The following is a 20,385-nucleotide window of genomic DNA, read 5'->3' as shown; positions in this document are numbered from 1 at the left end:
GCGGTCCACACTTCCGGAAAAGTCTCTGCTAGAAATTGTGACGTACAGCACAATTTATCTGGGGGAACTCCATGGAACAGTCCAACATGCAAACCTTAGCCACGCCTGAAACCACCGCCGTCCCTGCTGCCAAAATCAAAGTCCTTCCCGCTGCCGTCATTAAAGAAATCGAGCAACAAAACAAAGCACGCCGCCTCATGGGTCTGAGCGCGATCGATATCAAGATTCGTAATTGCCTGCACTGTGGTGGTCTCTTTCAATCGGCCGGTCGTCGGACCTGCGGTTGTAATACCATCCATACGTCCAGCCTTGCAGGCGTTGAGATCATTTGATGGGCAGCGGGTTTTTCACCCGCTTTTTCCGGATCCGCCTATGTATTTCTTGATAGCCTGAATCAGACTCAATCGATCAATCGGCTTCACCAGATGATCATGAAATCCAGCATTGAGACTGTTCTCGCGATCGCCTGACATGGCATGTGCTGTCAGAGCCAGAACCGGCTTCGCATACGCCTGGGCACGCAGGTGACGCATGGCACCAAAGCCATCGAGTTCCGGCATCTGAATATCCATCAAAATGATATCGAATTCCTTCCGATCGGTCAGCTCAATCGCCTGAAGGCCATTGGCAGCCGTTTCAATGAAAGCGCCTGCCGAGGTCAGAAAACTTCCAATATAGGTGCGGTTATCGGGGTTGTCATCCACCACCAGGATGCGCAGTCCCGCCAGTTCCTGCTGTGGTGAAATTTTGAGGGTTGAAACGGGCTCGATGGATGGAGCCATGATGCTTTCGGGAGCGCCGATATCAATGGTAAACGAGAACGTGCTGCCTTCGCCGACCACAGATTTGACCAGGTGCAACTCACCACCCAGAGCCTCTGCCAATCCTCGCGAAACGGCCAGTCCCAAGCCTGTTCCGCCGAACTTCCTGGTCGTGGATGAGTCCGCCTGCATGAAGGGTTCAAAGATTCGAGTGTGTTGAGACGGTGGAATCCCAACCCCCGTATCCACAATATTAAATCGAAGTTGCGAGTTGCCGTTGGGCGTCCGCTCACGGGACATGCGAATCTCGATGCGACCCTGGTCGGTAAATTTAATCGCATTGCCGAGCAGGTTGATCAGAATTTGCCGCAGACGTGTGGGATCGGAATGAATCACCTCCGGAAGATTGCCAACCGCCGCGAGCACCAGCCGCAGATTTTTCTCCTGAGCCTTGAATTGCAGAAGCGAGATGACTTCCTGGACCAACGGAATAAGTTCAAAGTCGATTTGCTCCACTTCGAGTTTTTCCGATTCAATCTTCGAAAGATCGAGGATATCGTTGATCATATCCGCCAGCAGATGGCCATTGCGCAGGATCCGGGCGATACAGTCGGCCTGATCCTCGTGGCTCACGCCGTCTTCACTCAGCAGTTCAGCAAAACCTATGATGGCGCCCAAGGGTGTGCGAATTTCATGGCTCATATTAGCCAAGAATCGGGATTTTGCCAGGTTCGCGGCTTCGGCTTCCTTGCGTGCGGAACGCTCCAATTCATAGAGTCGCGCCCTTTCAAAAGCTTGCGCGCATTGATCGGCAAAGGTCAGAACGAAGCGCTGAAAATCCTTATCAAAGATCTGGGGCTGATCATATTCAAGCCCGATGACTCCGAGCAGAGTTTGATTCAGCATCACTGGAATGGCGCAATGGGAATCCGGTTCCTCTTGAAACAGAGACTGACCTTTGATGCTGGCCTGAGCGATGGGCAACAGAGAATCCCGGGCAACGTTTTGCAGCTGGTCCAATGCGTTGGCCGGATGACCGTGGGCCTGCACCAGCACCAGCTGGGATGTTTCCTCACAATAACGATGAACGGTCACGATCCGGGCCTGAAGATTCTGGACAGCGAAATCCATGATAATGGCTGCGAGCTGCTCCATAGTCATGGCCTTGGCTATCTGCGAACCCACATCACGCAGCTGATTGGCTTTGATTTCGGCCAGTCGAGTGTCTGTAACATCAATGACAGTCCCGCTCATACGGATGGGGCGACGGCTATCATCAAGGAAGACTTCACCGAGTCCCATGACCCACTTGACGTTGCCATTGACGAGCACGCGATGGTCTGCAATAAAATGCTGATCCTGGGAACCTTCGAGGGCTTGCTTGATCTCATTGACCATGCGCTGTTGATCGTCAGGATGAATGGCTTTGTGAAAATCATCCATGGTCACCTCCTGAGTGAGCGGGAATCCGTAAATATTCTTCACGCGATCGGACCAGAATAGTTCGTTGGTGATGATATTCCATTCCCATATCCCGACGCCACCTGCTTCGGAAGCCATACGCAGGCGTTCCTCGCTGCGGCGCAATCCTTCGCGGTTTTCGACTTCTTTGGTGATATCCTTTTGCATGCCCCAGGCACAGATCAAGAGGTTATCCTTCACCACTCCGATCAGGTTATTTCTGAAGTGCAGGATGCGTTCGTGCTTATCCCGCTCGACGGATTCCAAATCCGAAAGGCGGTAGTTGCTTTGAACGAAGCTGCGCAAATAGAGAAGATTTTCTTCATTTTCAGGAACAAGCAATTGGTTCAAACGGGTACCGATGAGCTCGGATCGATTCGAATACCCATACATGGCCGCCATCGCTTCATTGCATTCCGCAAGATAGGCTTTTTCAAGCATGAGGGTGACCTGCTGTTCGCATGGCAATCGGATATCGATGGGTACATCAATTTCAACGAGCCAGATGCCTTCATTGCTTTGTTCAACCAGCTCACGATACCGATCGTAGCGGCGTTTGAATTCTTCGCGCAGATGGCTTTGCCCGGCAAGGTCCTGCAGAAGAGCGTTGGCGCTCGATGGGGGTTTTCTCTTTTTAACGACCCGGTGTTTTCTCATCTTGATACCTTTGACACTACGGCAACGTGTCAGTCTTGGGCCATCCCAATGGAACCTGCTGGTTTGAATCATGAGTTCGCCACCATACTAAGGGGAAAAACGAAGCCTTGTCCACGCTCGTCTTCGCTGCCCGTGGATCAGGCATAAGGTCGGCAGCTTTCGCCCGGTCCCAAGTCGAAACCAAAGCATTAAAATGGAGAAGGACCCTTGCGGAAAGCGAACCATGCGTTTCTGGTTTATCATTTTGGGTTTTCTCCTTTCGATTGCCATTCAGGCCCAGGCAGGCCCTGGTGCTGTGATCGATTTGAAAGGCCGTGACCTTGGCACTCCCTATCGATTGGTGGAGGAGGGGCGTTTCCATTGGCAGGAGCTGCTCGGAGCCGGACAGGAGCCTGCCAGTGAGGGGGTGATTACCCCGGCTGCGATATGGAATGGCTTGACCATTCCCGGCCACGGCGTGATTGATCGCTTCGGTCATGCCACCTATGAATTCCAGCTGCGAGGTTTTACGCCTTCGCGCCTGGGTTATCAGATCGGTTTGCGAACAGCTTCCTCGGCCTTTCGACTGATCGCCTATCCCCAATCGCAACCCGATCAAGCCGTGTTCGCCAACTCCGGGCAGGTGGGAATAACAGAAGATTCCATGGTGCCCTCCCAACGCTATGCGATCGTTACGATACACCCTCAACATGCTGATGAAATCTGGGTGGTGCGCATCCAGGTTTCAAATTTTGCCCACAAAAAGAGCGGACTCTGGCAGAAACCGTTCATTGGGTCTGATACTTCCGTGGAACGCATGTTTTTGTACAATGAACAGAAAGATGTCTTTTCTCTCGGATTCATGCTGCTCATGACCTTTTATAGCTTGATGCTTTATGTGCGGCGCAAAGAGGATATGGAAAGCCTCATGCTGGCCGCGACCTCGGCCATGGTTTTATTCCGAACCCTGGCGACTGGAACGTTATATTATTCGGCTTTGGATCAGGACAGTTTTGGAGCTTTTGCGCTGCAGTTTCGAGTGGAATACATGACGTTGGCCGGTGGCCCGGTCTGTTATATGCTGTTCGTTCACTATTCCTTTCGTCAGCAGTCGAATGACCGTATTGTCTGGGTCCTGGCTCTTGGCAGCGCCTTCAACATTGTTTTAGCCATGGTCGGACCGGTCCAGGTTTTCACCGGCCTTATCATTTGCTACCAAGTCGTTTTTCTCTCCATTCTGGTCTATTTCTACGTCGTCCTCTACCGGGCCTGGCGCGCGGGGAATGAGGGGGCCGGGACGGCACTGCTCGGGGCGATGGCTGTGTCTCTGAGCGGTGTTTACGATATGTGCGTGAGCATGGATATCTTTCCACAACCTTATATCGTTCAGTACGGTATCGGGATCTTTCTCCTCTTTCAAAGTCAGGTCACGGCAGGACGATTTGCCAATGCCTTCCGGACCGCCGAACGTTTGCAAAAGGAATTGCGTCACGAAGTGGAACGACAGACGACTGAGATCCGCTCCTTGATGGAAAATGTGCCCCAGGGGATCTTTATTCTGCAAAGCGACCTCCGTATTCAGGGGAACTACTCTTTATACCTGGAACGTCTGCTTGGCTTCGATGAGCTGGCCGGGCTTAATGGGCTTGATGTTCTTTTTGCGGGTTGTGTCCAAAGCAATGAACAAAAATCCATGGCCATGAGTGCACTGATTGCTGCCATGAATGAAGAGAGTCTGGTCTGGTCGTTCAACGAAGGGTGTTTGCCTCGTGAACTCCGAAGGCAGCATCCTCATGGTGATATCCATAGTCTGGAACTTGATTGGCATCCCATTGTGAATTCGCGCGATCAGATCGAACGCGTGCTGGTGACAGTGAGGAACGTGACGCGCGTGCGTGAATTGGAGGCAGCCAGTCGGCGCCATCAGGTGGATTTCGAAATTCTGAGTGAAATCATTCAGGCCGGACGTGCCGATGTTCTGCGGTTTTTGGAACAGGGTCGGCTTTACATTACGCGGTGCCAGACGATTTTGAACGATCACGAGGAGAACCTCGACACCAGCGCGGGCAAGATTTTTCTGCATATCCATACGCTCAAAGGCCTGGCGCGTTCGCTCGGACTCAAGACCATGACCACCCAGATCCATGATCTCGAGCAGGAGCTCAGCGCGCATCAAAAAACCAAATGGCAAGCCTGGACTCGCCGGCGTGCCAGCGAAGTCGTGGAACTCACTGGCAGCGTTTTCACAGCCTATCAGTCGATCATGGAGGAAAAGCTGCATTGGGATGGTGACAAGGGTGGTGAAATGCTGAGTGAAGTCGAACTCAAAGATATTGATCGCGAAATACGCCGTTTGCCTCCCTGGAATACCCTGCCAGTGGCCGTCAGGCCGCTCGTGAAAAAAGTCGAAGGCATGGTCACGCGCCTGGCTTATCATACGGTCGATGCTCTGCAAGCTGACCTGAGTCGTGAAGCGCGCTCACTTTCACTGGAGTTGGGCAAACCCACGCCACAGGTTGCATTTGTAGCGAATGGCATCCTGTTAAGCCACGCGGCCGAAAGTCTTTTGCGATCCGCCCTTCTGCATCTTGTGCGCAATTCGATGGATCACGGCCTGGAATCCGTGGAAGAGCGACGCAACCTTCATAAGCCCATCGAAGGACGAATCCAATTAACCTTTGAGGCTCAAAACAATAGGCTGCTCATGCGATATGCTGATGATGGCAGGGGTCTTAACCTGGGTGCCATCCGTGAGCGTGCTGTCAGCCTGGGCCTGCTTTCACCGCAGGACCAGCCGCCACCTGAGATGCTGGCCGAATTCATTTTTGAAAGTGGTTTCAGCACCAAGGCCAGAGCGGATATGATCTCAGGTCGTGGGGTTGGGATGGATGCCGTAAGGCACCTCTTCGCCGAAGCGGGCGGGCATATTTGGATTGACCTTGTCAAAGATGGGGCTGCTGCCTTTGTCATTCTTGGTGAACTCCCGGGAAACCTTTATCGCTTGACTGATGAGCTGCAAAAAGGTGCTTAAAGTCGTCTCTCCAGGCTGGGCCCATGTTCCACTTGGGGATTCTGGGTTTTTGCTATTCACTGCCATGTGGTTGGAGTAACCTTCTGCTCCTGGTAAGAAAGCTGTTCATGTAGTCCTGCACTCAGGAGCCGCGATGAAGTTTGCCATTGTTTATCTCCTCACGTCCTGGGTTCTGTTGACGAACTCAGTGCATGCGGAATCTTTGGTTCTGCGGGTAGGATATGACGATTACTGTCCCTATACCTGTGCCAATGGGCCTCAAAAAGGTTTTGTCATCGATATCCTGAACCATATCCTGGCGCCCCGAGGCATGAAAATTGAACCTGTCATAGCCAGCTGGCCTCGGATTAAATCCATGGCTAAAAAAGGCAGCCTTGACCTTATTCTGCCGGTCAATCAACTCGAAACAAAAGAACTGGGCATCCAGCGGACTCAACAATCCGTGGGATCATCTGAAGCCGCGTACTTTGTTCATAAGGATTCCTCCTGGGCCTTTAAAGGCATCGAGTCACTTAAGAGTCAAATGATTGGAACTATCCAAGGCTATACCTACCCGGCTCCGCTGAGTACCTGGCTTGCCGATCCCCAGCATAAGAAAATGCAAATCATCCTGGCGAGCGATCAAGGGAATCAAAGGCAAATAAAAATGCTGGCCTCGGCCCGTGTTTCGGTCGTGCCTTCGGAACGCCTGGTATTTTGGTATATGGCTCATACCCTATCGCTGGCTCACAACTTCAAAGAAGCTGGCGTTTTGGAAATGCCTCGTGATTTAGCGCAGTTTTATATCGGTGTGGCGACGAAGCAGCAACCCTTGGCCCAGGATCTTCTGAAATGGCTGGATCAAGGACTCGAGGATATAAAACGCAATCGAAAGCTGGACGATATTTTGAAGATCTATGGTCTGGGTCCTTCCTAAAACCCAGGCCCTGTCTTGATGCGAGGACATGCGGAATTTTTTGTAAAGGGAAATTTCCGACCTCTTTTCGGCAGCCTATGTTATCGTCACGTTTGGTTTTTGACTCAACATGTGGAACCCAACATGACTATCCATACTTCGTCGTCTTCACCGCAGCACGTGGCCGCGCATTATGATAATCTGGATCGATTCTATCGGGATATCTGGGGTGAACATGTTCATCATGGACTCTGGGAATCAGGCCAGGAATCCACCGAAGAGGCCGTCCTTCATCTCAGCCATCGCATGGCGCAGCTCGCGCAGGTTGGTCGTGGCGACACGGTGTGCGACGTGGGCTGCGGTTACGGCGGGACCTCGCGCATTTTGGCCCGTAATTATGGGGCCAAGGTCACAGGATTCACTGTTTCCAACCAACAGTATCAATATGCCAAAGCTCGAATCGACGGCGATGATGCGCTTCAGTATTACTGCCAGGATTTTCTGCAGCATGAATTGCCTGATGCCAGCTTTTCGGCCCTAATTTCCATCGAATGTATCGAACACATTCAGGATAAAAAGGAATTTTTCCGCAAGGCTTTTCAGCTTCTGGAGCCCGGCGGAACATTCGCGATTGCGGTCTGGTCAGCGGCTGAGGATGCCTCCGCCTGGCAGCAAAAGACGCTACTGGGTCCCATCTGTGACGAGGGCCGCATGCCTGATCTTCTTACAGGTTCGGCATGGAAGCGCCTGATCGAAGATGCAGGATTTACGTTGACCCACGAGCAGGACGTCGCCCGTCAGGTGAAGAAGACCTGGGCCATCTGCTGCGGTCGACTGATGCGGAAGGTGGTCACAGATGCCTCGTATCGCAAGTTTCTGTGGAATGATCCGGCCAAAGACAAGGTTTTTGCCCTGACCTTATTCCGGCTCTATGCGGCCTTTGAAACCAAAGCGATGAGCTATTGGATCTTTGCCGGTGAAAAAACGTAATCCACCTGTTCCTCAGGATCAGGTGCGTGTCGCAGGACCGGGCTCACCAGGATCACGCAGCAGCCTCAGCGTCAACCAAACAGCGATCAGAACATAGCTCAAGCCGGCTGGCATCCACATGATATAGCCAGCCAGCTGCTGGTCCTCCAGTGCAGTCAGGCCATGGGACCCCGTGGTGTGAGCATAAAAGCGGTACCAGATTCTCGGTGACATGGCCATGAGCACGCCAAGAGCCGTGGCGTGCAGAGATGTCGCAAAAAGATAGAGTACTCCCGCCGCCGGATTCAAAGCCGGTCGACCAACTCGTCGCAAGAGCACCTTCCAAAAGAAATAGGAACTGATAAAAAAGGCCAGATGCTGCACGTTGTGAATCAGTCGATTGCCGAGCGCAGATTCATAAAGATACGGCAGGTGCCATATCCAAAGGATCAGAGCATAGAGTCCAGCGATCAGCAGGGGGCGGGTGACTCGATTGATGCCGCTCCCCACCAGGTGGCGAGTCGTTTGCCAGAGAAGACGCCGGGACGACCGAGCAAGACCCATTCGGATAAAAAAATCCGAGTAACTGAAGACAAACAGGGGCGCGGCCGCCATCATCAGCAGCATATGCTGGATCATATGGATGGAAAGAAGTTCTTCACTTAAGAGATCAATAGGGGGAAGAAGTGCGGCCAAAACCGAGCCGATACCGCCCGCAAAAAACAGCAGAGGACGCCATTCTCTCTGTCCCTTGAGCCTCCATCCACGGAAATAGAAAAAACTGGCCAGTGCAAGATTGGTAAGGATGATGCCATACCAGCCGAGGACCTGCAGAGGTGGGCCGGAGCCATGAGCCCAGGCACTTTCGGGCCAGGTCACAGCGATCATAATCCATAGGGCAGGCATCAACAGTTGCCTCCAAGAACAAGGATGGGAAAGGCCTGAGCCACGATCACAAGCAGAAAGAGTCCATTACTCAGAAGGCTGGTGCGTGCCATGAAATGGACCAGATCGCCTTGATGGTGGCCTTCGCGCGTGAGAGATGCGAAATGCTGACGAGGCGAGAGCCAAAGCGCAATGCCAGCCATCGCCAGGGCCACCAAAGTCAGCAGGAGAAGACACCAGATCATGGCATTCATGCCCAGCAGGGATAAAGGTGCGGGATGCATGCGGCAGAAGGCTTCACTGATGGCGTAGGACCCCATAAAATGAAGAGTCCAGGCGATAGCTCCTCCGAGAAATGCATACCAGATCCTGAACCTTTGCAGCATGGCATAACCTCAAAAAAACCGCGGTGAGAGATAGAGCGTCGCAAAGACAAGGGCAGTGACCACGATCGTAAAATACCAAAAGAGAGCTGTAATCTGCTGGTGCAGAATCAGAGTGCCGGACGGAGCCTCGTCACCGCTGCGAATGAGATGGAGGATCACGGACACCAGAAGGGCGAAGGCCATCAGAACCAAAGTCACCATGTGCCAGGTGATGGTATGGAAGAGGGAGGCATAGGCATTGAGTTGCGGTGTGAATTCTGCCTGAACAGACTCCAGGAGAATCACCACGCTGGTGATCAGAGCCAAGGCACCACAACCTATCAATAGGGCGAGGGACGACTGCCGCTTGCGAAATCGCTTCTGCGCCAGCAAAAAAGGCAAGCCGCTCAGCACGATCGCACCATAACCTAAACCCGGCCAGAGCAGGCCTGGCAACGGGATATTGCCCTGAGGCCATTGCGGCGAATACACACGAAGATAAAAATACGAAAAAAACAGCACACCGAAGACAACGGCGATCACGGTCAATGTTCCGGTCATCGCCCACCAACCGACGGCCTGGGTCCCTGTGGGTTCCACGGGCAAACCCGTGATACGACTGATGTCACTTTTCCGCATTTTTTCCAGCTCAGCGGAACGAGGCCAGAGCCAATAGCAGACGACACCCAGGGTGAAGATGAGGGCGACGGCAGCTACGATGTAGCCCTTAAAAAGCGTGGCCACCGACATGATAATGATGCCGGAAGCCGCGACGACGGGAATATACGATGGGCCTGCGACCCTTTGAATGGCCTGCGGTTCGCCCGTTATCGCATCAGTCACAAGAGTGGCTCGCCAGCCTGAAGGCTGGCCCTCCAGGGCATTGGCAATACGGACCAAATGTTCCGGTTTGGGGCAGTCGGCGTCATCCAGAGGCTCGCGGTTGCAGATGACCCGGGGCTTTAAAAATACGTAATTCGGCATATCCACCGTTCCGCTCCATTCGAGCGACTTGCCTCCCCAAGGATTTATGACAGCCTTGCGCCCCCGCATGCCAAAATAAAAAACGTTCAGGACCACCAGGACAAAACCCACGCCCAAAACAAAGGAGGCCACGGTCGACAGCATATTCAGTTCGCCGATCCCAAGGTTGGCGGAATAGGTATAAACGCGACGACTCATTCCCAAAAGCCCGCTGATATGCATGGGAAAAAAAGTGAGGTTAAAGCCCGCGAAAATAAGCCAAAAGCTCCAGCGTCCGAGCTTCTCGTTTGCCATGTAGCCTGTGATCAGCGGCAGCCAGTAATGAATGGCCGCGAGAATAGGAAAGATGACGCCGCCGATGAGAACATAATGAAAATGCGCGACCACAAAATACGTGTCATGGGCCTGCAAATCAAAGGGCAGAACAGCCACCATCACGCCTGTTAAACCGCCCAGCACAAAGATAAAGAAAAAACCGACAATGAACAGCATAGGTGTGGTGAGCGCGGCGCCCGAACGCCAGAGGGTCGCAATCCAGGCAAAAACCTGCACCCCACTGGCCAAACCAATCATGATGCTGGCGGCCGCGAAAAAGCCTGAAGCCAGCACCGGCATCCCGGTCGTGAACATATGGTGAGCCCACAGACCGAAACTTAAAAAGCCGGTCATCAATACAGCCACGACCACCAGGCTATATCCAGCCAAGGGCCGCCTCGCAAAGGTGGGCAGAATCATCGACACAAAACCGGTCGCGGGCAAAAACATGATGTAAACATCGGGATGACCAAAAAACCAAAAAAGATGCTGCCAAAGGACAGGGTTCCCACCCGCTTCAGCCACAAAAAATTTGGTGCCGATGGCCCGGTCAAACTCAATCAAGACTGTCGCGCCGAACAGAGTGGCAAAGGCAATAATAATCATGACGCCGGTGACCAGCCAGGTCCAGGCAAAGAGCGGCACTCGGCCCAGGCTCATGCCCGGTCCGCGCAATTTAAGAATGGTCGTTACAATTTCGATACCGGTGCCGACCCCTGCAATTTCGATGAAACCCAGGCCGACCAAAAGGAAATCCACGCCCAGTCCCGAATAGGATTCGAGTGAGAGCGGCGCATAAACAAACCAGCCAACATCCGGCACCGCATTAAACAGAAATCCCATGAAAAAAATAAGTCCACCGGACAGAAAAACCCAGAAACTGAAGGCGCTCATGCGTGGAAAAGCCATCTCTCGTGAACCGACGAATTGCGGCAAAAGATAAATGGCAAACCCTTCAATGAAGGGCAAAATCACCAGGAACATCATGGTGGCGCCATGCATGGTAAACAGGCGGTTATAGGTTTCGGGGCCCATAAAGTTGTTATCAGGAACAGCCAGTTGCAAGCGCATGAGAAGAGCCATGATGCCAGCCAAAAGAAAAAAGACCAGGGCCGACACCATGAAGCGGTTGCCAAAGGGTTGGTTATTGACGGTCGCAAACCAGGCACCAATGCCTTCGGGTTCGGTCCACACTCTTTCGAACTCGTCGTGGCGTTTGGTGTCATGCGTTGGGTCGGCAGTTTGATTCATTCCAGGCTCATGAGATAGGTGATGAGAGGATGGTAATCCTCGGCTTTGACATAAGAAGGCGGCATGCGATTGCCGGGTTTTAAAGCCTGCGGATTAGCGACCCAGCCGGCCAGGGATCCGTAGCTATTGGCAACGACGCCGGCGCCCAGGGAGCTGCGGCTGCCGATATGGGTCAAATCAGGACCCACTTTGCCCTGAGCTGCTGTGCCGCGAATCGTATGGCATTCCCCACAACCCTCATTCATAAACGCTCGTTGCCCCTGTTGCTTCGTGGCATCCTCGGCCACAGCCATCGGCTTTTGTCGCTGGGTCGTCCAGGCAGCGAATTCTTCGGGTGAAACAGCGATCACGAGCAGGGCCATGCGCGCATGCTGAAGGCCGCAAAATTCTGCGCACTGGGCGCGATAGCTGCCGGCTTGATCGACCTGCAGCCAGTGAACCGTTGTCTGGCCCGGAATGAGATCCGTCTTGCCGGATAAACTGGGAGGCCAAAAACTATGGATCACATCACCCGACGTCATCTCCAAACGCACAGGTTGACCAACAGGAACGTAAATCTCGTTGGCGATTGTGATGCCAGACTCAGGGTATTGGACATCCCACCACCACATATAGCCGGTTAAACGAATGGTCAGCGCATCACCCGGCGGCTGCAGCTTTTTCGTGGTGATCAGAGTATAGACCAGCAAAGGCACCAGAATGAGGGCTGGCATCACGAGGCCACCCCAAGTAATAAAGCGGATATCACCCAAGGGCGGCTGTGGATCTTTGCTTTGACGACGGCGAAGGAGGCCTAGAGCCAAAAGCACAAGGACCAAAAGAAAAATGGCCGTAAAGACGGCGAGCATCACCCACCACAAGTCCGAGATCATGGCTGCGACCGGTCCAAACGGATGAAACCCAGAGGACTTCGCCTCCAGAAATTCTTCAATCCGATTCGCCGCTGACTGTGGGTTGGCATATATCTTCATAAAGGCCTGACTAATATTTGTGGGGAAAGGTCTGAGCGACCAGCACGAAATCCACCAAAGCTTTCAGTTCATCTTCAGACAGGCGATGACCATAGGCCGGCATCGCAACATCCTGGGGCGGCTGGCTGATGAAATGCCTTAACTCGTCCGCCGACAGCCTAACAGTCAGGCGCGTGAGTTCAGGGCCAATTTTTCCACCGGTTCCCCCGAGTGCATGACAGCTGAAGCAGCTGTATTTGGTAAAGAGCGTGTGCCCCAATTGTGCGCTCGGCGTAAGTTCTGTGTTTTGCGGTAAAGGGGCCAGCTCTGCCCTTGGCCAGGCTGTCCATTCCGATTGCAGGCGCAGGCCCGTCAAACTCAGAAGGCCGAGCCCCACAACAACGGTTAAACCCACAGCCAGAGGCCGGCGCCTTAAACCTCGATTCGCACCGTGATCCACAAACGGCAGGAGCATGAGATAAAGAAACAGGGCGATCGGGAAGCCGACATAGAACCACGAGGTCAGCTGAGGCGGAAGATAAGCGACCAGGGCGCTGTACCAATGAAACCACCACTCTTCAGCAGGGAACGACGTTTCCGTAAAGTTGGCTTCACGCATCAATTCCTGCGGGCCCAGAGTCAACGTGAGAGCAAGGACGATACAGAAGATGACAAAGGCAAAGATCTGGGATTCGACCATGGTATAGGGAAAAAATGTTTCCCCTTCTTTCTTACTGTGTTTCAGCTGATCGTAGAGTTCTTTCTGTTCCTCGGCCGTTTCCACGGGATGCACCCGCTCCGGAACGGTGGTGACACCATGAAACACCACGAGGTAGAGGTGATAGCTGGCCAGACCCAGGAGCAGGATGGGAACGATCATCACGTGAACAGTATAGAGTCGGCTGAGTGTCGCGTTCCCCTGGGTCCATCCACCCTGAACAAAGTAAACCAGTTCATCCCCGATCCAGGGCACACGGTGAAAGATATTCAGAGCCACACGGATGGCGTAAACCGATCGTTCATCCCAGCGCAGCGTGTAACCAATATAGGAGTTGATGATGACCAGGAAAAACATCAGCACGCCGATGACCCACGTGCCTTCCCGAGGCGGCAGATAACCCCCCAGCAGGATATGCCGGAAGACGTGATAGAGGAGGATGACGACCATCATGCCGGCTGACCAGTAATGCAGACCCCGCACAAACCAGCCCATGGCCTGGACGTTGGTGATATGCACCAGGCTTTGGTAGGCCGTTTCTGGTGAGGGTGAATACATGAGCCCCAAGGCAAAGCCTGTGACGATTAATATACCGAGAAGAAAAAGCAGGGTGGCGCCATCGCCGTAGTACCAGCGGGCTTTCGGAACGCGACGCACGAAAAACTTTCGCCAGATTGGGCCCAAAGCCAGTCGATCGATGATGGTATGAAGGGCGGAAGATTTTTCGTGTTCATCCTTGTTCTGGTCTTTACTCATGGTCATGCCATGGGTGGGACAGAGCGAACGTTGATCTCAAGGATTCCATCCTGGATTCGATTTGCGTACTTCCAGAGACCTCGTTTGGGTGGGCCAGCTTTGCGCTCGCCCTCTTTATCAAAAATTCCACCATGGCAAGGACAAAAAAACCATTCACTGCCTGCATCCCAAACAATGGGGCAGCCGAGATCGGTACACGCCCGCGAATAAACGCTGAATTCCTGCTCGCTTTTACGCCAGACATAGAGCGACCGTCGGCTCAGCTTTTGATGCTCTTTTTGATCCGAGATCACGACTTCCCGATTGTGCATGGCTCCCACGGGAAAGTCGGACAATGGGCCCACCGGTCGCCAGTCCTCACCATCCTTCTCCGCAAAGGCAGGGGCCGCCATGTTAATAAGAACCGGGATTCCGACGGCACCTGCGATGGCACATCCCGTTCCCGCAACTGTGAGCGTGAGAAGTTTTCTTCGGTCCATGGCGATCTCCTTTCACTCGTTTGTATGTAAAGAATTTTCAGAAAATTAGAAATGCTTGATAACTTGTATATGAGCATGGATATTGCTTGAAGCACGGAAGCGCGGTTAAACGCAAGAAAGGAATTGATTCCCCATGCAAGGATTTAACTTCTCTTTCCTATGGGTCATCGCGGTTTCAGGGGTTTTGTCCCTGCTTTTCATAGTGGGTAATTACTTTGGCTTGGGTTTGCATCGCTTTCCTGGCGAGCCGCGACGTTATTCCCTTGTTGGAAATTCGCAACAGGGGAGGGTGGTTCTGGAAAGATACGGTTGTGGTTCCTGCCATATCATTCCTGGCGTGCGCGAAGCTCATGGGCGTGTGGGACCCAGTCTGGAAAAAATCGATGAACAGATTTATCTTGCCGGGCTGCTGCCCAATACCCCGGACAACCTGATGCGATGGATCATGGAACCACAGACTCTGGATCCGCAAACCATGATGCCCAATCTCAAGGTCAGTCGTGCCGAAGCGGAAGATATGGCGGCATTTCTTTATAGTCAACCACGCACACCGTTTCAACGTGTGGTGCAGGAATTCCAGCATATGAGCTCAGAAAACGTACCTTGATCCGAACCACCCGAAAGGATGATGATGAAGCTTTGTTCGCCTGCAGCCGAACGTAATAAACTGCCGATCTTTGAAGTTCTTAAGCCGATTCTGCCTGCCAACGCCCGAGTTCTGGAGGTGGCCAGCGGTTCTGGCCAGCATGCGGCGTTCCTGTGTAGCCAGAGGCCCGATGTCTCATGGCAACCGACGGACATCGATCAGGATGCGTTCGATAGTATTCGGGCCTTTCAGCTGGACTGTCCCACGACGATGAAGGAGCCAGTCAAGTGGTCCGTCACCGACGTCAGGCCTCCGAGTTTGGAGGGTCCATACGATGTGGTCGTGAACATCAATATGATTCACATAGCTCCCTGGGCCGCCTGCCTGAGTCTTCTCCGGCAGGCCTCGCAAGCGCTGGTACCTGAAGGTAAACTATTTCTCTATGGACCCTTTGTGCTTAAGGATAGAGAAACGGCGCCTTCGAATCTGGAATTTGATCGTTCGCTGAGAGAGAGAAATCCCTTATGGGGTTTACGTGATCTGGATGAAGTCATAGCGGAAGCCAAGGCGCGGGGACTTATATTTCAAAGTAGGGTCGACATGCCGGCGAACAATATCTCAGTTATTTTTGAAAAAGTGATGCAGCCCACTTAAAGTGACTTGAGAAACTCCATCACCGCTTGGCGCTCGGCATCAGTCAGGGCATCGCCATAGGTATGCCCCTGATTGCCATATCCTGGCCATGTTGTGTCATAAATATAGCGTCTGGTTAAAGCTGATGACTCGCGTTGCCCATACGGAAGTTCTTTAAACTTAACCGCCACGGCGGACGTATCATAATCCTGCCCTGTCCCTACGCTGAGCTTGAGCCAATACCGCGGACGAATCCTGGAATTCAATACGCCTTCCAACGAGGGAACCGATCCATTGTGGAGGAACGGAGCCGTGGCCCAAATTCCGTTGAGAGGCGGCGCCAGGTAACCAGGATGTTTTTTAACATGAAACCCATCCCCATAAAGCATTTGAAAGGATGCCTCACCCCATTGCCGAAAGCGCTCATGCTCCGGTCCTGTCTGCTGATCCATCAGCGCGCGATCCGTGCCGATTTTATCGACGGGGATAATCCTCGCTCGATAATTCAGGCTGCCATCGTCCGCATAGGAACCATGACAGTCGGCACAGAGTGTTTCATAAAGGGTTTTACCGGCGGCCGCCTTGGGAGCATCGATGCGTCCTGGATAGGCGGGGGCTTTCAAAGTTTTAATATAGGCTTCAACATCACGAAACGGCTCTTCCAGAGCTCGCATGGCTGCTGCGTCCTCGATGCAAAGTGTGGAAGCCAGCGTCATGATACGATGATGGTTGTCCGAAAACTCAGCGTTATAGAACATGGAGTCTTTTAAATTGAGGCGCCACCAGGGAGGCACATCAAGCGGCGGAAAGTCGGGGGATGGAGGCGCTAATGTCAGCTCGTCACTCCAGGTAAAATCCTGGGACCTTCGATTGGCAAAGAGCGCATAGGTAAGATTAATCGCGGGATTGACGCCAATCGTTCGGGTCTGGATATAGGGGGCAATCGCGTTCATGGACTGCTGAAAAAGGGCAACCTCCTGTTTTTCCGCGGCGGTCCAGGCCAAAAGGGGAAGAAAATTGGTAAACGCCCGAAGGTCCTGAGTGAAATCGCGGGATCGATTGCCGAGTCCTACCATGTACTGTCCATTGATAGTATCGCCATGACATGAAAAGCAATTCAGGCTCATGGCTTTCACGCCACGAGGGGTTTCAAAGACATTGAACGACGACGTCACGCCTTGGTTGTCGCGGTTTCGGCCACGCAAACCGCTGCTTTCAAAAATTTTCGACGCCGCCATCGGAAAAAAAGCTGCCATGACGGGAGACGGAATCAGGGCTGTCGCCGTGAGAGCGCGTTTCATGACAGTCACGGGAACACCACAACCGATGTAGTTCCCATTCACCAAAAATTGATAGCCTCTCTCCTCCTGCGATTGAGCAGAAGCGAGATGGCTCATCACCAGAGCCCCCAGGGGAACGATTTTTTTCATAAGCCGTCCTTCTTGAATCATGGACGCCTGAAGCACGGACGCGCCTTGGTAAATACGTGAATACAATCATACAGTGATTATTTATGCGGCGGCCAGCTTCCCCGCTCCAGACAACGCTGATATCCCTCGGGCCGTCCTATTCAGGCCTTGATCGACTCATTATTTGTAGCCTAATTATCTATAATTTTAGCAAGTTAGAAGTAAAATTCAGGTGCTAGCCTGGGCTATTCTCACGCGACCCTTGAATCATCCGATAGCAGACTGGGTTAGATCCTGGAGGTTACGGATGCGAATGAAGAAGAGAGGCTGGCAGAACGCGGTCAAGGTCCTTTGGATCAGTACGGGTGCGATCACATTTGCGTGCGTCGACAACTCCTCAAAAGATGATTCGGCGGCTTCAACAGGTCAGCTGGCGATCGCCACTGATTTCACGGATATGGGACTTTCCACCGCGCTTTCCACAGATGTGCCGGCCGCCATGAAGGGGCTGGGCGAGGAAGCAACGCCTGCTGCTGGAACCATTGCGATCAGTTTGCCCGGACTTAGAAAAATGGAACGTCAACGGGCTATTGAAGGCTGCGAGATCCGGCGCAGTGTTAAAAACGGATTGAATATCATTCGCGAGATGGCCCAGGAGATTTGTTATATCGAAGCCGGCGCGAAATCATTCAAGCCCAATGGCAAATATATTGCGAAGTATAACGAAGAAGGCTGGCAAGGTGACTATTCCGTTTGGATCGATGATACGGTCAAGAACCGTCGACGCGTCTCGTTCTGCTCCAATGGCGAACTGAGTTATATTTTTGATCTGGAAGCGGCCAATGGCGGCAAGGCCAAAGGTGTCGTCACCCGGATTAATATCGACCCGGAAGCTGCAGAGGGTGAAACGTGGACCGTACAGGCCGATTTTGATAGCGGCGTGACGCAGCTCGGACGCACGATGATGGACATTCGCGGCGCTTATGCCACGTCCTATGGAAGTTCCCGGGAAAGGCTCTATATCCGATTCGACGAAAAAGGGCTGGCCCTTGTCGCCGAGTCCAAGGTCGGTGAGACCCCACTCGAAGATGGCTCGAAAGAGCTCTGGACCTCTCAAAGTGCCGCTCTTATGGCGCTCAATCTCGGCAGCGTGGTCAACAAATATTCGTTCACCACAGACGTATCCGAGGAGCCTGCGGAAAAGGGCGGCTACCGGGCCTACTTTGATGGCAAGGGCTATGCCCTCGCCGCTGCGGACTCCGAGGCCTGGCAGCCAGGTGGTCCTCTCTACGTTGAACATAAACTGCTGCCACGTCTGCCCGATTGGACAAAGATCGAGCTGCCTACGGACGCCTGGGATTGCAGTGGAACAACCGAAGTCATTCCTGAAGGCACAGCTGCTGACTATGCAAAGTGTGATGCGCTGAAAGTCGATTGGGAAGAGGAAAATTGCGAGGACGAATCGATCTTCACCTACACCGGTGATGCAGAAGAAATCAGTGATGACGCAGTCGCGCCCAACGACAAAATTGAGTAGACCGTAGGTTCCATTTGCAGTGGCTCTTGCAACGCTTTAAAACATGGAGTTTAATGCGTTGGAAGGAGCCCACTATGCGCACCCCATATCTTATTACCCTATCCTTACTGACAGTCTCAATCAGTTCCCAGCTGAGGGCGGGAACCACACAATGCTCAGATCCGCTGAGTTCGATTCAGTATTTTTACAGCACGCCGGACGGCGGAGCCCCACGACCCCCTCTGGAACATTGGACCATTCATGGTCAACAGTATTATCCCAGCTCCTGCGAGTTTGACGATTGGTCGCCATGTCCGGCGGATCCTGAACATAAAGTTGTGGCCACGTTTCAGGATGAGCAAGGGCTCTGGCAGAAACAACATGGCAGACCAGGTGAAGGCAACGCTTTCTTCGAGCGTTACTATACGGTCAAGGCCCAAGTGACATCGGTTGATGCCGGCAAGCTCCTGGCGTCGTCCTATCTGATTTGTCACCAGAGCTATCATAACGGTCTGCCCCGGCCTTGAGTCAATTTTTGGATCGTAATGCATTCAGCCGCGCGATCAGCGTGATCAGCGCGGCCCAGAAGAGCCCCGCGCACCAGCCTGCCATCACATCACTGGGATAATGCACCCCTAAATAAATCCGGCTGAGCCCGACCAGGAAAGAAATAAACATGGCAGAGATCAAAAAATAGCTCTTCAATCGTTTACGGCTCACGAGTTCAGTCATCAGGGCCCCGAGCGTGAGATAGACAATGGCGGATAACATGGAATGACCGCTTGGAAAGCTATAGGTCATGATATGAGTCGCATGGGAAACAATGTCAGGTCGTGGTCGCGCAAAAAAAATTTTGAGCCAATGACTGAGCAGGGCGCCTCCGGCAGCAGCGCCCATTACAAAAAGAGCTGCCTTGCGGCGCTTGATGAGGATGAGGAATGCCAGGACAAAGCCCACAAAAAGGGTCAGAACCGTATGGCTTCCCAAGGCTGATAGATCGCGCACCGCTTCTTCCACCCAAATGGGTCCAATCGGATTGGAAAGGTCATTCGGTTCCCTGAGGGCCATAATAATTTTTTCATCCAGGGTCTGGGTGTCACGCTCCACCACTTCATCCGCAATTTCGATGAAGAGAAACATCGAGGACGCTGTCATCAAGGCAGCGAGAATAAGTTTAGCGTCCTGCTCGCGAATCCATCCCAGTGCGAGGCGTCCATAGTGCAGCATTCTGTGTTGCATAATTTCCCCAGCTATCGATAAGCGAAACCTCAACCAGGCAGGCTCCGCAACCGGGGCCAAGGTCTGCAAAAGGGTGTCCAAAGCTATGGACTTCACGCCGAAAGCAGGCTAAATTCCCTGTCACTGCAATCAGCAAGAGAGAGATAGCGTATGAATAAAAGCCAAGAGATCGATATTTTTATTGCGGGCAAGGTTCTTGGTCATAGCGTGTATCATGAAAAAACCGGGGCTGTTCGTGAACAACTGCCTTCAGGCCAATCCCGTCCCTTGCGATCCTACAGTGAAGATATCTCGGCTGCATGGGAAGTTGTGGAGAAATTAGGGATCACGCTGCTTCCCGTGGAAGATGGTTGGTTTGCGTTGGTGGGACAGAAGCGTGGATGGTCCAGTCCAGCTGAATTTCTTCTTTATCTGCAGAAAGCCGACTACGTTCACTCAGGTGCAGCCCTGGGCAATAAAGCGCCCATGACCATCTGCATGGCGGCGATGAAAGCCCTGGAACATCGGGACATTGAGATTTCAGACGATACCGTTATCAACTGATGG

At 52.8% G+C, this 20,385-nt stretch carries 18 protein-coding genes; 9 read left to right on the top strand and 9 right to left on the bottom strand.

Annotated elements, in window-relative coordinates; genetic code table 11:
- Positions 1 to 71 precede the first annotated feature (71 nt).
- On the top strand, positions 72 to 332 hold the full coding sequence (locus tag VE954_RS05120) for a hypothetical protein (RefSeq protein ID WP_324950344.1): 261 nt from the start codon (positions 72 to 74) through the stop codon (positions 330 to 332).
- Positions 333 to 347: 15 nt separating this feature from the next.
- Here the strand turns inward: VE954_RS05120 and VE954_RS05115 are convergent, their stop codons facing one another.
- The gene (locus VE954_RS05115) at positions 348 to 2,879 is read right to left on the bottom strand and encodes an ATP-binding protein (RefSeq protein WP_324950342.1); all 2,532 of its coding nucleotides are present in this window, start codon (positions 2,877 to 2,879) and stop codon (positions 348 to 350) included.
- A gap of 223 nt (positions 2,880 to 3,102) precedes the next feature.
- On the opposite strand from VE954_RS05115, the gene VE954_RS05110 reads away from it, so the two are divergent.
- The 3 genes from VE954_RS05110 to VE954_RS05100 all read left to right on the top strand — a co-directional run bounded on the left by VE954_RS05110 (position 3,103) and on the right by VE954_RS05100 (position 7,774).
- On the top strand, positions 3,103 to 5,889 hold the full coding sequence (locus VE954_RS05110; RefSeq protein ID WP_324950340.1) for a 7TM diverse intracellular signaling domain-containing protein: 2,787 nt from the start codon (positions 3,103 to 3,105) through the stop codon (positions 5,887 to 5,889).
- A 133-nt stretch (positions 5,890 to 6,022) separates the two neighbouring features.
- Positions 6,023 to 6,805, top strand: coding sequence for a substrate-binding periplasmic protein (locus VE954_RS05105; RefSeq protein WP_324950338.1), 783 nt, complete (start codon positions 6,023 to 6,025; stop codon positions 6,803 to 6,805).
- A 123-nt stretch (positions 6,806 to 6,928) separates the two neighbouring features.
- Positions 6,929 to 7,774: an SAM-dependent methyltransferase gene (locus VE954_RS05100; RefSeq protein ID WP_324950336.1), complete on the top strand. Its 846-nt coding sequence runs from the start codon at positions 6,929 to 6,931 to the stop codon at positions 7,772 to 7,774.
- 18 nt (positions 7,775 to 7,792) lie between these two features.
- Here the strand turns inward: VE954_RS05100 and VE954_RS05095 are convergent, their stop codons facing one another.
- The 6 genes from VE954_RS05095 to VE954_RS05070 are packed head-to-tail and all read right to left on the bottom strand — an operon-like array spanning position 7,793 to position 14,456.
- On the bottom strand, positions 7,793 to 8,659 hold the full coding sequence (locus VE954_RS05095) for a cytochrome c oxidase assembly protein (RefSeq protein WP_324950334.1): 867 nt from the start codon (positions 8,657 to 8,659) through the stop codon (positions 7,793 to 7,795).
- Positions 8,659 to 9,024, bottom strand: a complete 366-nt coding sequence (locus VE954_RS05090) for a hypothetical protein (protein WP_324950332.1) — start codon at positions 9,022 to 9,024, stop codon at positions 8,659 to 8,661. The genes VE954_RS05095 and VE954_RS05090 overlap by 1 nt, the downstream gene beginning before the upstream one ends.
- A 9-nt stretch (positions 9,025 to 9,033) precedes the next feature.
- Positions 9,034 to 11,553: a cbb3-type cytochrome c oxidase subunit I gene (locus VE954_RS05085; protein WP_324950330.1), complete on the bottom strand. Its 2,520-nt coding sequence runs from the start codon at positions 11,551 to 11,553 to the stop codon at positions 9,034 to 9,036.
- Positions 11,550 to 12,524 carry a cytochrome c oxidase subunit II gene (gene coxB, locus VE954_RS05080; RefSeq protein WP_324950328.1) on the bottom strand — a complete coding sequence of 325 codons (975 nt, stop codon included), beginning with the start codon at positions 12,522 to 12,524 and terminating at the stop codon, positions 11,550 to 11,552. The genes VE954_RS05085 and coxB overlap by 4 nt, the downstream gene beginning before the upstream one ends.
- 10 nt (positions 12,525 to 12,534) lie before the next feature.
- Positions 12,535 to 13,977 (bottom strand): cytochrome b N-terminal domain-containing protein, encoded by a 1,443-nt coding sequence (locus tag VE954_RS05075; protein ID WP_324950326.1) that lies wholly within the window; start codon positions 13,975 to 13,977, stop codon positions 12,535 to 12,537.
- 2 nt (positions 13,978 to 13,979) lie between these two features.
- Complete coding sequence (locus VE954_RS05070; protein WP_324950324.1) at positions 13,980 to 14,456, bottom strand: ubiquinol-cytochrome c reductase iron-sulfur subunit; 477 nt, start codon at positions 14,454 to 14,456, stop codon at positions 13,980 to 13,982.
- Between the two features lie 133 nt (positions 14,457 to 14,589).
- Between VE954_RS05070 and VE954_RS05065 the strand changes: the two genes are divergently transcribed.
- Complete coding sequence (locus tag VE954_RS05065) at positions 14,590 to 15,063, top strand: hypothetical protein (RefSeq protein WP_324950322.1); 474 nt, start codon at positions 14,590 to 14,592, stop codon at positions 15,061 to 15,063.
- A gap of 18 nt (positions 15,064 to 15,081) precedes the next feature.
- Positions 15,082 to 15,696: a DUF938 domain-containing protein gene (locus VE954_RS05060; protein ID WP_324950320.1), complete on the top strand. Its 615-nt coding sequence runs from the start codon at positions 15,082 to 15,084 to the stop codon at positions 15,694 to 15,696.
- Here VE954_RS05060 and VE954_RS05055 read toward each other — a convergent pair.
- Positions 15,693 to 17,105 carry a hypothetical protein gene (locus VE954_RS05055; protein WP_324950318.1) on the bottom strand — a complete coding sequence of 471 codons (1,413 nt, stop codon included), beginning with the start codon at positions 17,103 to 17,105 and terminating at the stop codon, positions 15,693 to 15,695. The two genes, VE954_RS05060 and VE954_RS05055, sit on opposite strands and share 4 nt — an antisense overlap.
- A gap of 286 nt (positions 17,106 to 17,391) precedes the next feature.
- Between VE954_RS05055 and VE954_RS05050 the strand changes: the two genes are divergently transcribed.
- Entirely contained in the window at positions 17,392 to 18,621 is a 1,230-nt protein-coding gene (locus VE954_RS05050) for a hypothetical protein (RefSeq protein ID WP_324950316.1), read from the top strand.
- A 74-nt stretch (positions 18,622 to 18,695) separates the two neighbouring features.
- Positions 18,696 to 19,127, top strand: coding sequence for a hypothetical protein (locus VE954_RS05045; protein ID WP_324950314.1), 432 nt, complete (start codon positions 18,696 to 18,698; stop codon positions 19,125 to 19,127).
- A gap of 1 nt (position 19,128) precedes the next feature.
- Here VE954_RS05045 and VE954_RS05040 read toward each other — a convergent pair whose 3' ends face one another.
- A complete protein-coding gene (locus tag VE954_RS05040; protein WP_324950312.1) occupies positions 19,129 to 19,839 on the bottom strand; it encodes a phosphatase PAP2 family protein in 711 nt (236 codons plus the stop codon).
- 150 nt (positions 19,840 to 19,989) lie between these two features.
- On the opposite strand from VE954_RS05040, the gene VE954_RS05035 reads away from it, so the two are divergent.
- Entirely contained in the window at positions 19,990 to 20,382 is a 393-nt protein-coding gene (locus tag VE954_RS05035) for a BC1872 family protein (protein WP_324950310.1), read from the top strand.
- The last annotated feature ends 3 nt before the right edge of the window (positions 20,383 to 20,385 follow it).

The organism is Oligoflexus sp., from assembly GCF_035638955.1.
In the GTDB taxonomy this organism is placed as follows: domain Bacteria; phylum Bdellovibrionota_B; class Oligoflexia; order Oligoflexales; family Oligoflexaceae; genus Oligoflexus.
This window is presented reverse-complemented; position numbering and strand designations above follow the sequence as displayed.